This is a genomic window from Paenibacillus rhizoplanae, from assembly GCF_042684125.1.
Classification (GTDB): Bacteria; Bacillota; Bacilli; order Paenibacillales; family Paenibacillaceae; genus Paenibacillus_AQ; species Paenibacillus_AQ rhizoplanae.
Window position 1 is genome coordinate 22,370 of record NZ_JBHUKY010000045.1, and the last position, 13,776, is coordinate 36,145.

Sequence of the window (13,776 nt, forward strand, 5' to 3'; positions counted from 1 at the left end):
AAATCAGCGTTTGCTTCGTGCCGGCATCTTGCGGCGGGTATCCCCGGTCAGCTCACATGCCTGCGGGCCAAGGCTGCCCTGCTCCACTTTGTTGTCGATAAAATCCACAATCTGCTGGAGCGAGGCGATCTGCTCCAGAATCTTCTGCTTATGATTCAGGATCATCTCATGAAGCTCGGGATATTGTGACAGGTCCGAGTCAAGCGACAGGTTAAGGTACGGCCGCATATCGTCCAGAGACATCCCTGTCTTCTTAAGACAAGTGATAAGCTTCATCATCTCCAGATCCTGATCGCTGTAGATCCGGTGGCTGTTCCCCTTGCGCTGCGCCCGGGGCAGCAGCCCGATCTTCTCATAATACCGGATCGTATCCTCCGTGATTCCGGTCCGCTCCGCCGTCTCCTTGATTGAATATCCTGTGACGGGATTCTTGTCTACCAGACTCATAAAGCTGCCTCCTTTGTATTGTTGTTGTTGTGCCTTAGGTTCATTCTATTGTATAACTTGGAGTCAGCTCCAAGTCAAATGTTAAATTCAGCTCTTGACCTGGAGTCGGCTCCAAGTTATACAATGAGCACCATTCAACACAATGTTCCCCAAGGAGGACTTATTATGACTATAGAACAAGCCCCACGTACTGCGCTGATCACCGGTGCGAATCATGGCATCGGGCTCGCCCTGACCCGCAAAATGCTAAATGAAGGCTGGGAGGTTATCGCACTCATCCGTTCAGCTTTCACTGAGGACGACCCTCTTATCCGCGGGGCGCTCAGCAGCAGACAACTACGGATATACAAGGCGGATTTAACAGACTTCGCCCAGCTGAACCTTGCCTTGCAGGCTATTACAAGCCATGAGACGCAGATTGATCTGCTGTTCAATAATGCAGGCGGGAGCTTCCCCGAATTAAGCTTCTCCAGGCAAGGACGGGAGCTGCACTATGAACTGCAGACCGTTGTACCCTATATCCTCACGATGGAGCTGAAGCCGCTAATTCTGAGAGGTGAGCTCCGTACCGTCATTAATACTTCTTCCAATGCTTTTATGATGAAGCGCCGGTTCGACCCTGCTACGCTTGAGCGTCCGGCCAAGTTCGCCAAGCTAACCGGCCCTTATGCCGATACGAAGCTTGCCTTGTCCTTGTGGACTGCGGAGCTTGCCCCGGCGCTTGCGGCGGAAGGCATTATGATCCGCAGCGCCGATCCCGGAGGCAATAACACCATGCGCAGCGGCAAAAAATCCGGAATTCCCTTTTGGCTGAGGCCCATTACACGTATGTTCTTCCCGGAGCCTACTCATGGAGCAGGCTTGCTGTACCAGGCTGCACTCGGCGAGCACAGCCGTAAGTCCGGTGTGTTCCTGATCAAGGATCAGGTGACCCCGCTGAAATTCACAGCGTACAGCCGTGATATATTGGCGAATGTCCAGGCCATTTACCAGCAGGAATTCCGCCCGGCCGGCAGCCCCTCCTGATTCTCAGGCCATACTGCACACACACCTAAGCCTGCACACATCAAGCCCAAGCTACCCTGGATAGGATGGCTTGGGCTTTGATGTGTGTACGTTATCCGCACCTGCCAACTAACAAGTGGACAAACGTATCTTAATTTACCGACATCTCAGAAATAAACGGAAGCAAGTGGAAACAGAGCATCTAATTATTGGTTTTTTGCCACTCTGGATGAAATGCGCCAAATTAAGTGTTGTTTATACAACTGCTGTTCCAGCAGGGGGCAAACGCTTATCAGCAAGTGCTGAAAATCCAACTAATTCCTTAAATCGAATCGCAAACTTCACACAAGTGGAAACGGCTTAGCCATCCTTTTAAATTAAAGGACGGCATTCGTTTCAGCGAGAAATAGAAGGATCAGCCCGGCCATTCCCTGGTCCCGGGTCAATCCTTAACCATTCGATTACTTCAGGTTGATCTCTTTAATTTTATCCAGCGGAATTTTCGGCTCACGCGCCTCTGTCAGCAGACCGTTGATTTCCTGCTGCACATCGGTGAGCTGGGTATAGCAGTACCCGCAGATATATTCCACACTCTTGATCGCTTGAGTCAGGCTTGCGAAGCGGGTCAGGAATTCTTCCTCCGATGCCACCTGATGCCCGTACCCCCAGCCCTTATCGGACTGGAAGGCGATCCCGCCGAATTCCGATATAATGATAGGCTGGCCTTGGTACGCATACCCCTCGGCGAAGGCATACTTCCATTGATTGCAGGTGGTCTCTTTATTCACGATGGCCTCTTTGTTGTCGGCATACCTGCTTAAGAAGCCGTCACCCATTTCAACGTAATCATGCAGGGTCAGAATATCCGACACGGTATGCTCCCAGCCGTCATTCGTAATCACCGGGCGGTAGGGATCAATCGCTTTGGTTAAGTGATAAATGCCTTCCGTGAATTTCTGCTGCCGCTGATCATGCAGAATGTTCGGCACGCCCCAGGACTCATTGAACGGCACCCAGGTAATGATACTGGGATGATTATACTGCTGCCGGACGATCTCCAGCCATTCGTTCGTGAAGCTCTCCACGGCGCGGTCATGAAATTCGAACGTTGCCGCCATCTCCGACCATACCAGCAGGCCCTTTACATCGCACCAATACAGGAAGCGGGCATCCTCAATCTTCATATGCTTGCGTACGCTGTTGTAGCCCATCGCCAGAATATAATCAATATCGGCTACAATCGCTTCTTCGCTTGGCGGTGTCAGGTGGCTCTCTGTCCAGTAGCCTTGATCCAGAATAATCCTCTGATAGACTGGCGTATTATTAAGCAGCACCTTACCGTTCTGGATGGAGACCTTTCTCATTCCGAAATAGGAATGCACCTGATCCACAACCTTGCCGCCTACGTATAGGGTGAACTCAACATCATACAGATTGGGCTGCGCCGGTGACCAGTAGCTCCGCTTCCAGGGACCGCTTGCCTCATGCAGCAGATCGACTTCTATCGTCTGGCGGGGCCGGTCCATCCACTGGCTCGTTGTCTTAACCGGGACTCCCTTGAAAGTAACTGCAGCCTCCAGCAGGATCTGGCCTGCCGCCGTCTCCAGCCCGTGCAATTGAACATCGAACGAGACGCAGGAGCGGTCGATGTCCGGAGTGATTTTCACAGAATCCAGCCGCTGCTCTTCCACATATTCCAGCCAGACGGTCTGCCAGATTCCGGTGCTCTGCACATAGAAGCATTCGAAATTATCCTTCGTCCAGCGCTGCTTCCCCCGGGTCTGGGTACAGTCATTACTGTCTTCTGCCTTTAACGTAATACTGTTCTCCTTCCCGGAGATTAGATAGGGAGTGATGTCGAAGGAAAAAGCAGCATACCCTCCCTGATGACTGCCTGCCAGGATGCCGTTCACCCATACCTTGGCGTGATAATCCACGGCCTGGAAGTGGAGAATGACCCTTTTTCCTGACGCCTCCCCGGGAATGAGCACTGCCTTGTTGTACCATACCCGGGGATGAAATTCCTGAATACCGATGCCGCTTGCCTGCGTCTCGTAAGTATATGGAACGGTAATGGTATGGGTTGCGTTCAACTGCTCCTGCCATTTCCCGTGTTCACCGGTATTCTGGTCGTCGAACCGGAAGCCCCACTCCCCGTTAAGGGACTGCCATCCCCTGCGGACGAACTGCGGTCTGGGATAATCCTTGATGTATGCTTTGGTTGTCATCGTACTCCCCCGTTCCGCCCGGCAGACCCGGTTCTGAATTCCAGCGCATAGACCGATGCCGGACGCAGCAACCAGCCCTCCGCCCACGCTCCAGCAGGAACCTCGCTTACCTTGCAGGCGATGCGGTCCGGCGCGAAGACAGAATTGATCTCCCATTCGGATTCCCCCGATATTTCATATACAACTATAGTACCGTCAGCCTCAAATCCATGCAGTGTGAAGGAAGCCTTCACTTCCTGCAGGCTGCGGTTTACAGTGAACACGGTGACGGTATCCCCGGATTCATTCGTGAAGGCCACCGTATCCAGATCCGGCAGGGCGTCCAGATGGATCGGCGCCGGTCTGCCGGACCTTACGGAGAAAGTGCCGCACTCTGCAACTGAAGGAAGCAGACGGGAGATATCGCGGCCGGCATACAGCTTCATGACTTCATAGGTTGGCGTGCCGTAGACGGTTAACGGATGCCCGCTCCAGCCCGGCAGCTTGCCGCAGTATTGATCGGCATAATAATCGCCTACCCGGATACACCCTCCAAGCCACCCGTTGACCAGATCGGAGAAGCTGCCGATTTGCACGATGTCGCTTGCCCGCAGCATTTCGTTCAAATTAGCGGCATTGGCCACCGCAGCGCCCAGCGTATGCTCGTCCGGCAGCCCTTTGCGTACCGTGTTGGGATAATACATCGTATTGTATTCGGTAATTGCCAGCTTCACATGCGCATGGTCCGGGTTGGAGCGGATCTGGCCTGCCGTCTGTTCTATATTGTAGCGGGTCCATTCCGGGAATGAGGCTATGGCCTTATATCGCTCTTCTTCCGGTGTGTTCTGATCCATAGCAAACCGGTTATAGCCGTGGTAGAGATGCAAGGTCAAATAATCAATCTGTTCACCCGCGATATCCAGAACAGCGCGGTTCCATTCCTGATCGGTATGTCCGCAGGCCAGAATAACGAGAGAAGGATCTGCCCGCTTCATAGCTTGAATGAAGGACACGGTCCGCTTGGCGAACTGCTCCGCCGTAGTTGTTCCGACCTGCCAGGGTCCCCACACCTCGTTCCCGATCTCCCAATGCTTCACATTATAGGGCTCCGCATAGCCGTTCGCGGCCCGCTTCGCGCCCATGGGAGTTTCGATCCCGCCATTGCAGTATTCCACCCACCTCGCTGCCTCCTCCGGCGAGCCGGAGCCGTCATTCACGCAGATCAGCGGCTCCACACGAAGCTCCCGGCAGAAGCGGATGAATTCATCTGTGCCGAAGTATTTGCTGGTCCATCCCCCCCACGCCTCATTAAACATAACCGGACGCTCCAGCACCGGACCGATCCCGTGCTCGAAATGATAGGCGCTGATATAATTCCCCGCCAGCCGCATCATCCCGGCGTTCAGCTCCTTCGTCATTTCGACCACCTCACGTTTTACGGTGCCGATGTGGTCTTCGGGGAGCAGAGAGACATGATCTAACCATAACATGCCGGTAGAGACATGATCCCTCCATCTGGGGTGCTCAGCCGGAACATATACCCGGAACTCTGCATCTGCGCTGTCCCGGCTGACAGACAGCCTGGCTTCATACAGCTGCCAATTATGGCTGTCCAGCCCGATGCGCTCCAGCCCCAGGCGGGCTTGGCTGATCCGGTCTACGGCTTCAATAATGATATAAGTCAGCTCGACAGATGCCCTCGCCACCAGCTTAACCGTATACATCCCTTCCTGGAGTGCCGTCCTCTGGGCGATGCCCGCATAAGCCTCATCATCACTCAGCAGGCGGATGCGCTGGGCGCGGCCCGAATGCTTCGGGGCAGACGCTTCAAGGGCATATCCGGTATTCCGCCCGTTCGTGAACGCATACCAGCTTCCCGCCACGCCCGCCGTACTCCCCGCCTCACTCTCGAAATCCATATCCTTCAGCGGATAAGCCAGCATGGCTTCCATATGATCGCGGATATCCTCCACGAAATGTCCGAACAGATACGGGTTGACTGTATGCCCGCTTGGCTGGCTGCAGTCGATCCTTATCGTTGCTTGGTTAGACAATTTCACTCCTCCGTTTCCGATTAACCTTTAATTGAACCAATCATGACACCTTTGACGAAGTGCTTCTGGACCAAAGGATACATCAGCAGCACCGGCAGGCTGGACACGATAATGACCGCGTATTTAATGCTCTCGGAGAGCAGGATTTGATCCTCCAGCCCGACATTCCCCCCGTCTGCGCCGGCGGATTGACTGATCATCAGTATCTCGCGCAGCACCAGCTGCAGCGGATACCGGTCCTCGCTGCGGATATAAATCAGCGCATTGAAGAATGAATTCCAGTGCCCCACGGCATAGAACAGAACCATTACGGCAATGATCGGCTTCGACAACGGCAGAATAATGCTGATCAGCAGCCTCCAGTTGGAGCAGCCGTCAATGTGCGCCGCTTCCTGCAGCTCCCAGGGAATACTGGATTCAAAGTATGTTCTCATCACAATCAGATTGTACGTAGATATGGCTCCGGGAATAATGAGCGCCCACATCGTATCGACCATCCCCAGGTTTTTGACCAGCAGATAACTGGGGATGAGTCCACCGCTGAAGAACATCGTCAGGGTAACAATCAGCATCAGCAGCTTGCGTCCGGGCAGATCCGGTCTGGACAGCGGGTATGCCGCAAGCAAAGTCATCATAATATTGACACTTGTTCCGACAACGGTGTAGATCAGCGTATTGCGGTATCCGGTCCAAATTTTATCGTTGTGCAAAATATTGCTGTAGGCTTCCAGTGTCACGCCCTTGGGCAGCAGCCAAACCTCCCCGTTCAGTACTTTGGCGGGATCACTGAACGAAGCGCTGACCACAAATAGTAACGGATAGAGCACTATAGCAATGATTACCGCTGCGAGCAGGTATACGATTACGTCGAACCGCTTTTCATCGGGTGGGGCTTTCATAATTACATCCTTAGGCATTGCCCGTCTCCTCCTCCATTACCACAGGCTCGTATCCGACGTTTTGCGCGCAAACCGGTTCACCAGCAGGAGCAGCGTCAGGTTAATCAGGGAGTTGAACAGCCCTATTGCGGCAGTATAGCTGTATTCGCCCTTTAGAATGCCGGTAGTGTATACAAAAGTGGAAATCACGTCGCTTGATTCCAGATTCAAATTATTCTGCATCAGCAAAATTTTCTCAAAGCCGATGTTCATGAACTGCCCAATGTCCAGAATCAGTAAAATGACGATCACAGGGACAATTCCAGGCAGCGAGACATGCCAGATCCGCCGGATACGGGAGGCGCCGTCCATCTTGGCCGCTTCGTACAGCTGCGGATTAATTCCGCTAAGCGCTGCGATGTATATAATGGATTGCCAGCCCATGTTCTGCCAAATATTCGAGCTGATGAAGATCGTTTTGAACCACGCGGCCGATTCCATGAAGCGGGTCGGCGTTCCGCCAAGCGCCTGAATCAGCATGTTGACCGGGCCGCTCGGGGAGAGCAGCACCGTCAGAATGCCCACGATAACAACAACAGAGATAAAGTGCGGGATATAAGTGACGTTCTGCAGTAATTTACTGTATCTCTTACTGCCGATTTCGTTGATCAGCAGGGCCAGCATAATCGGAACCGGAAAAGCAATCAGCAGGGAGAACAGGTTGATGGACAACGTATTCCAGAGAAGTCTCCAGAAATAATAGGAGTCGAAGAAACGCTGGAAATGCTCGAAGCCCACCCAGCTGCTGCCAAGGATTCCTTTGCCGGGGTTAAAATTCTTGAAGGCGATCTGCAGCCCGTAGAGCGGGCCGTAATGAAACACCAGGTACCATGTGATCGGTATTAATAGCATGAGATACAAGTCGTATCTTCGGGAGATTTGCCTGATCAGACGGCGCCCCGGCTCCTGAGGGAACCGGCGCGCTGCGGCAGTATTAGGGATTTCCGTCTTATTCATGAACATCCGCTCCTATCCAAGAGGATCTGCCTATTTATCCATCTTGTCGTAAGCTTCCTGATAAATCTGCTGAAGCTCCTCGACATTCATCTTTTGGAGGGTCGACTGGAATTCATCCCACTTGTCGAAGCTGAGTGCGCCGGCGATAAACTTCGTGCTCTGTTCTTCGTAATATTTGTCAATATCATTCCGGAGCATGTTCACCTTCTGGGCTGTCGCTTCGTCAAACATCGGAACGGCATAGCGGATTTCCGGCATATACGGGTCGAGCGCCTTCTGCGCTTCCTGCACCTGAGGCGGATTGATATAAGAAGCTACATGCTCACTGATCAGATGCGGTGCCCCTCCACCGGCATACGGAGTGATTTTCGGCTGCGTTTCGGAGGTTGAATACTCTGGCTTGTAATAAGGAATTCCGTCCTTCAGCTCATAATGTTCACCTTCCCGCCCGAACCGCAGCAGCGTCGAGCCTTCGTCACTATAGAAATAGTCGATCCAGCGCATGGAGATTTCCGGATACTTATTGACGGAAGTAATGGCATACGCCCCAAAGTCACGCGGGATCGGAGACGTCTGGCTCTGCATCCGGTCACCATGCGGACCTGCTGGCGGCGCGATGCCGATGTATTGATCCGAGATTGGCAGGAAATTGTTGTTCGTCTGGTCGAAGAACATCCCCGTCAGGCCGGAGCCCTGCTTGGCCAGGAACTGGGCCTCCGTATGGGAGAACACCTCCTGGTCCAGCAGCTTCGCGGCGTACAGCTTATTCAGATACATGAGCATTTCCTTGTTCCGTTCGCTGCCCATCCAGATTTCGACCTTATTATCCTTAAGGTTGATGTTATAACCGAACTGCTGATCCAGTCCAAACGATCCGCTCATCATCGTGGCGACACTGAGTCCGACGCGGGCAGTCAGTGGAAGTTCGTCCTTCTGACCGTTGCCGTTCGGGTCCTGATCACGGAAAGCGACCAGCACATCGTACAGCTCATCCGTCGTCTCCGGCACCTTCAGGTTCAGCTTCTTCAACCAGGCCTGGTTGATCCATTTCTTGTCCGTCCGCGCCGCACTCAGGCTAACGATACCCGGAATCGCGTAAATATGGCCTTCCGGTGTCGTAATGCCCGCGCGGATCTCCGGATACTCATCCATCAGCTTGTTGAAGTTCGGGGCATAGTCCCGGATCAGATCCTCCAGTGGAATAAGCTGGCCGCCCGAGCCGTAACGGACGGCCTCCAGTGGGGTGATCCCGGAGCGGTACATGACATCGGGCAGCTCGTTGGAGGCGAAGAGCAGATTCTTCTTCTCCTGGAAGCCATCTGTCGGCGCTTCGGTGAACTCCACCTGAACATTGCTCAGCTTCTCATAATCCTGAAAGACCGGCATGTCCTTGAACGATCCGTTGACGGGCGCAATCCGGGTGAACATGCTCAGCTTCACCGGCTCCTGCACGATAGGGAATCCGTCCTTGCTCACGGATTGATCTGCTGATGCCTGAGGTGCAGCCTCTTTGTTGCTGCTGCCCGCTCCTGAACTGCAGCCGCCCATTGCCAGTGCGGCAATGACCATAAGACTGACCGCCGTTTGATTTCGTTGTCTGCGCATGTCTGGTACAACCTCCTTATATATCTCACTGATCCTTCTGTGTAAGCGCTTCCCTTGGTGTGGTTTTATTATATCCGGGCCAGCGCAGAGGGGGATTCTACATATATGACTATTTACTACACTTATCTTACTGTTTCACTCCGCAGCAGGTTGACGGCTTACAAAAGCATGCGGCGTCGTACCGGTCAGCTCCTTGAATACTTTGAAAAAATAATTATACGTCGTGAACCCAACCTGGCTGCTAATTTGCTTCACAGTGTATTTGCCGCTTTCGAGCAGCCTGCAGCTGGCATCAATTCGGACACGGTTCAAATATTCGGAAAAGGTCGTCCGGGTCTCTTCTTTGAAAATCCGGCTTAAGTAAGACGGGTTAAGCCCGATCAGGTCAGCAGTCAGCTCCAGCGTAATGTAACTCTGATAACGTTCCAGAATAAGCTGAATGGCTTGGGACACATGCCGCGAATAGGTGCCTTGTGACTGTCTGCGGCGGAGCCTGCCCAGCAGGCCTCCGTAATAAGCTTTCATCCACTGTTCCAGCCCGGCTACGCTGTTGATATTGCCCAGCTCTTCCCGGGACGGCAATCCGCCAGCTGCGTCTTCGTCCTGCGTCAGGGTCTTGTCACCTATCGCCAGCAGTTCGCTGACAATCATCTGTACACTTGGCGAATGAAGCGGAAGCTTCTGAACAGGGGTGAATGCATCGGTAATGGACTGCTCTATCCCTTCCCGATCCAGCCGCTCAATGGCCAGAAGAAGCTGCTTCTGATTCCCGATCGTCATCAGAAGACGCGGACTGTCCGCTTCGGCATCCGGCTCTTGCCGTGCAGCCGCGTGATCGAGGACTCGTTCGGCCGAACGGTAACTGGCTTCGAGCTTGGACAGGCTGGTGCACATATGACCAATGCTATAGGTGCATTTCAAATTCAGGAATAGCTCCAGCGAATGGCTGGCATTGCTCATCAGCCGGTTGGCCTCACTCGCTGCAGCCTGTTCGCTCCGTTCTCTGAATGCGAACAGGGCGGCCAGACGCCCATTCTCAACATACACGGCCATCCGCTCAGGCAGCTCGCCGAGACTCTGCTGCATAAGCTCTACCGCCTGCCGGACCAGACCGTTAATCTGTACATCACTGCGCGATTGTGTCAACAGCAGGAAGGGAACGATTTGGACAGCGGCAGCCATATAGCAGACCACACCGAGCTGAAGCCCGCTCCGTTTCATGCTCTTGTCAAGCATAACCTCAGCCTCCGGCTGTCCGGCCAGCAGCCGGAGTGCCTGCTCACGTAAATCCCCGGGACTGCTGTCCGCAGCAGCGCTTCCCTCCTCCAGCCCGGGGACTGGGGTCACGGCCTTCTCCTGCAGCTCTTGTGCCACTTTCTTCAGAACGGAAATTAGCGATTGGTCATTCAAGCGGTGCTTCAGTAAATAGTCGGCAGCCCCGTTCCTCAGACACTCACGGACATAATCGTAATCGTCATAGCTGCTGAGCATGATTGTCTTTACAGCCGGGTACCGCTCACAGATGGTCCGTTGCAGCTCTACTCCATTCATGCCGGGCATATTCACATCAATAATTGCAATATGCACCAGCGATTTCTCACAAGCCTGGAGCGCCGTCAGACCGCTGTAGGCTTCCCCGCAAATCTCAAAACCATGGCTGCGCCAATCCGTCATCGTCAACAGATGATGATGTACCAGCGGTTCATCGTCTACCAGCAATACTTGAATCAACATTCAACCTGCCTCCTTTGCGGATGGTTCATCCCTGCGAATTTCCGGGAAACGGATGACCACCTTGGTATACAGCGCTTCTTCACTGAACAGCCTGATACCGTACGGCTCCCCGTACATCCTGCTGATTCGTTCATGCACATTACGCACGCCGATTCCGCTGAAGCGCGAAGCGCTCCCTTCCTTGACGGATTCAAGCAGCTGCTGCATGGTTTCCTGAGACATCCCTGGCCCGTTATCCATAATTTCTATGAACAAATCCCCGCACTCCCCGTAGACTCTGATCAGAATCAATCCGCCTTTGGCAGCCGGGACCACTCCGTGCAGAATGGCATTCTCCACAATAGGCTGCAGCATCAGCTTGAGCACCCTGCACTCCAGCAGATCATCATCTTCCACTTGAACCTGAACCGATATCGGCTCCATATATTTGTATTTCACAATAGATACATAGCAGTTCATATAATCCAGCTCTTCCCTGAGCGTAAGGAATTCGCTTGAATTCCCGAGTACCCCGCGCATTAGCTCAATTAACGAGCCTGATACCTCCTCGATATTCGGAACATCATTCAGCTTGGCCAGATACTTAATAGTATTGAGGGTATTGTACAGAAAATGGGGGCGGATCTGCGCCTGTAGTGCCGTAAGCTCTGCCTCCCGCTTCGCCTGCTCACTAATCCGGATATCCTGCATCAGCCGCTGCAGATCATCAATCATGCTAATGAACACGGTGTAAAGTTCACCGATTTCGTCTTTTGAGTCCATACCCATACGCGGAAAAGATAAATTGCCGTCCTTTACCCGCATCATCATCGTTTTGAGCCGCCGGATATGCAGCGTAGTCCGGGAAGACATCTGCAATGCTCCCAGTAGAACTGCGGCAAACACAATGACCGATACTTCAATCATCAGATTCCGGACCTTCACCGATTCGCTGAGAAGAGAATCCAGCGGCACAAGCGCCCGGGTAATCCAGCCTGTATCCCCGGAGCGGCGGCTGACTACAATATAGGACTTACCGTCGATCTTCTGCTCTGCCGCCTCTTGCACAGCAGTTCCCGCAAGCTGCGGGTGAGCATACACCGTGCTTAGCATTTGCGGGGAGAGTGACGCAGGCGCAGCTCCGGAAGGGTACACCAGCTCCATCTGTTCATCCAGTACATATAGAACACTGTCCGCTGTCGGCTTGACGCCATAGGTACTCCGAATGAAATCATAGTTCAAATCCACCATTACGACGCCAATAGATTCCTTGTTGTACCGGATCACACGGCCGACAGAAATCACATCCGTGCTGCCTTCCTGTTTGAAATAAGCATGGCGGTCCCCATGGTTCAGCATGTAGTCCATCGCTTTTGTCTGGAGGAAATTCCGGTCAATCCAAGGACCCCCGGTGAAGAACACTTTACCGTTCAGTCCAATCACAGCTATGCGTGTGATATAAGGCTTATAATCAATCAGGCCTGACAGAAACTCATTGATCCGCTTTTGCTCCTGAAACCACTCGTAGCTGATCTCCTCACTGGGACTCAGCAATATATCAATGACCGTATTTTTATTCGTGACGGCGACGGTGTTCAGACGATCAATCTCTTCGAACATATGATTCAGCGATTCGTCTGCTTGACGGATACTGTCCGCGACCGAAGTAATCGCATTCTGCTTAATCGTCTCACGCATATTCAGATAGATAATGGAAGTAACCGTTACGATCGAGAACAGACTGAGCAGTCCGAACGCGATGAATATTTTCCCCTGAATCCCCGGCTTCGGGGATAATTTATGGCGCAGCGCTGCGAATCTCATAGCGGTCTCTCCTTCCCGTAAGGGAAATGTCTTCTAGTAAGCGCTCTCATATTAATCGGCAACCCCTTCGCCCTCTTATCCGTCTCCAGCCGTACGGGTATGCAAGGGAGAGGATTTGTAATAGGACTTGAATGCCCGGGTGAACGTGTACAGGTTGGGATAGCCTAGCGACAATGCAATTTCTGTGATGGTGGCCTCGGTTTCGGCAAGCAGCCGTTTGGCCTTCCCCATGCGTATGCTCTGGATATACTTCTGCGGCGATACGCCGACCTGACTTGTAAAAGCACTAGTGAAGTAGGAACGGTGTACGCCTGCCAGCGAGGCAACCTGCTGGACGGTTATCCCTTCAGTAGCATGCAGGTTCATAAATTCCATACACTGCGATACCCAGCCGGAAGGTGACGGGCTTACCTCAGGGAAGGCTTCGGGCATCAGGCCGGCCAGTAATTCGCAGATTTGTCCCTCAAGCTCAAGGGATACAGCCGGGTCCCACCGCTCGTACCGGGTCATTGCCCCGAGGATGCGTTCGAGTGCAGCTTGGACGCGGGATGTCACCTTGCCCGGAGCTGCCGGCTGCTCAGGCACCAGCCCGGCCAGCTTCAAGAGCGGCATTACCCTGCTTCCATCCAGCGCAAGCCAGTTCATCTGCAGCGGAGCTTCCGCAGGAATGATGTAATAATGATAGGTCTGGTCCGGAAACAGACAGAACAGGTCACCCTTTTGCAGCTCGATGTGCTGATCGCCATAATTGAGACCGACCCTGCCTTCGTATACAAAATGAAGACTGTAACACTCAATCCTTTTGGGACCTACCCTGTAGTTCGGCTTAGCCAGGCTGCGGCCCGCACGGACCGGCCATAGCTGCCCCTCCCGGTCCAGATTGCCCGGCGTATAATAGATGAACTCGGCATATTCATATTCGTATTCCTGCAGATTACGCATCGCTTCTGACATATCCCCACCCCTCTCATCTAACAAAATGACAATTCACACCTAACATTAGGCTATTTATTAAACGTTGTTTTT

10 protein-coding genes are annotated in these 13,776 nt (G+C 53.1%); 1 reads left to right on the plus strand and 9 read right to left on the minus strand.

What is annotated here, in order from left to right; genetic code table 11:
• Nucleotides 1-3 precede the first annotated feature (3 nt).
• Nucleotides 4-447 carry a MerR family transcriptional regulator gene (locus ACFSX3_RS22615; RefSeq protein ID WP_209990870.1) on the minus strand — a complete coding sequence of 148 codons (444 nt, stop codon included), beginning with the start codon at nt 445-447 and terminating at the stop codon, nt 4-6.
• Between the two features lie 165 nt (nt 448-612).
• On the opposite strand from ACFSX3_RS22615, the gene ACFSX3_RS22620 reads away from it, so the two are divergent.
• Nucleotides 613-1,473 carry an SDR family NAD(P)-dependent oxidoreductase gene (locus ACFSX3_RS22620; RefSeq protein ID WP_209990871.1) on the plus strand — a complete coding sequence of 287 codons (861 nt, stop codon included), beginning with the start codon at nt 613-615 and terminating at the stop codon, nt 1,471-1,473.
• A 440-nt stretch (nt 1,474-1,913) separates the two neighbouring features.
• Here ACFSX3_RS22620 and ACFSX3_RS22625 read toward each other — a convergent pair whose 3' ends face one another.
• From ACFSX3_RS22625 to ACFSX3_RS22660, 8 genes are all read right to left on the minus strand, one after another.
• Nucleotides 1,914-3,680, minus strand: coding sequence for a glycoside hydrolase family 2 protein (locus tag ACFSX3_RS22625; protein ID WP_209990875.1), 1,767 nt, complete (start codon nt 3,678-3,680; stop codon nt 1,914-1,916).
• Complete coding sequence (locus tag ACFSX3_RS22630) at nt 3,677-5,713, minus strand: alpha-L-arabinofuranosidase C-terminal domain-containing protein (protein ID WP_209990878.1); 2,037 nt, start codon at nt 5,711-5,713, stop codon at nt 3,677-3,679. The genes ACFSX3_RS22625 and ACFSX3_RS22630 overlap by 4 nt, the downstream gene beginning before the upstream one ends.
• A gap of 20 nt (nt 5,714-5,733) precedes the next feature.
• On the minus strand, nt 5,734-6,630 hold the full coding sequence (locus ACFSX3_RS22635; RefSeq protein WP_209990879.1) for a carbohydrate ABC transporter permease: 897 nt from the start codon (nt 6,628-6,630) through the stop codon (nt 5,734-5,736).
• Nucleotides 6,631-6,648: 18 nt separating this feature from the next.
• Complete coding sequence (locus ACFSX3_RS22640) at nt 6,649-7,608, minus strand: ABC transporter permease (protein WP_209990881.1); 960 nt, start codon at nt 7,606-7,608, stop codon at nt 6,649-6,651.
• Nucleotides 7,609-7,638: 30 nt separating this feature from the next.
• On the minus strand, nt 7,639-9,213 hold the full coding sequence (locus ACFSX3_RS22645) for an extracellular solute-binding protein (protein WP_209990883.1): 1,575 nt from the start codon (nt 9,211-9,213) through the stop codon (nt 7,639-7,641).
• A gap of 135 nt (nt 9,214-9,348) precedes the next feature.
• Nucleotides 9,349-10,947, minus strand: a complete 1,599-nt coding sequence (locus ACFSX3_RS22650; RefSeq protein WP_379256827.1) for a response regulator transcription factor — start codon at nt 10,945-10,947, stop codon at nt 9,349-9,351.
• Complete coding sequence (locus ACFSX3_RS22655) at nt 10,948-12,750, minus strand: sensor histidine kinase (protein ID WP_209990885.1); 1,803 nt, start codon at nt 12,748-12,750, stop codon at nt 10,948-10,950.
• A 75-nt stretch (nt 12,751-12,825) separates the two neighbouring features.
• A complete protein-coding gene (locus ACFSX3_RS22660; RefSeq protein ID WP_379256828.1) occupies nt 12,826-13,704 on the minus strand; it encodes an AraC family transcriptional regulator in 879 nt (292 codons plus the stop codon).
• Nucleotides 13,705-13,776: the final 72 nt, after the last annotated feature.

Coding starts and splice junctions, on each gene's coding strand:
- ACFSX3_RS22615 (WP_209990870.1), bottom strand. CDS start 447: ATGAGTCTGGTAGACAAGAATCCCGTCACAGGATATTCAATCAAGGAG.
- ACFSX3_RS22620 (WP_209990871.1), top strand. CDS start 613: ATGACTATAGAACAAGCCCCACGTACTGCGCTGATCACCGGTGCGAAT.
- ACFSX3_RS22625 (WP_209990875.1), bottom strand. CDS start 3,680: ATGACAACCAAAGCATACATCAAGGATTATCCCAGACCGCAGTTCGTC.
- ACFSX3_RS22635 (WP_209990879.1), bottom strand. CDS start 6,630: ATGCCTAAGGATGTAATTATGAAAGCCCCACCCGATGAAAAGCGGTTC.
- ACFSX3_RS22640 (WP_209990881.1), bottom strand. CDS start 7,608: ATGAATAAGACGGAAATCCCTAATACTGCCGCAGCGCGCCGGTTCCCT.
- ACFSX3_RS22645 (WP_209990883.1), bottom strand. CDS start 9,213: ATGCGCAGACAACGAAATCAAACGGCGGTCAGTCTTATGGTCATTGCC.
- ACFSX3_RS22650 (WP_379256827.1), bottom strand. CDS start 10,947: ATGTTGATTCAAGTATTGCTGGTAGACGATGAACCGCTGGTACATCAT.
- ACFSX3_RS22655 (WP_209990885.1), bottom strand. CDS start 12,750: ATGAGATTCGCAGCGCTGCGCCATAAATTATCCCCGAAGCCGGGGATT.
- ACFSX3_RS22660 (WP_379256828.1), bottom strand. CDS start 13,704: ATGTCAGAAGCGATGCGTAATCTGCAGGAATACGAATATGAATATGCC.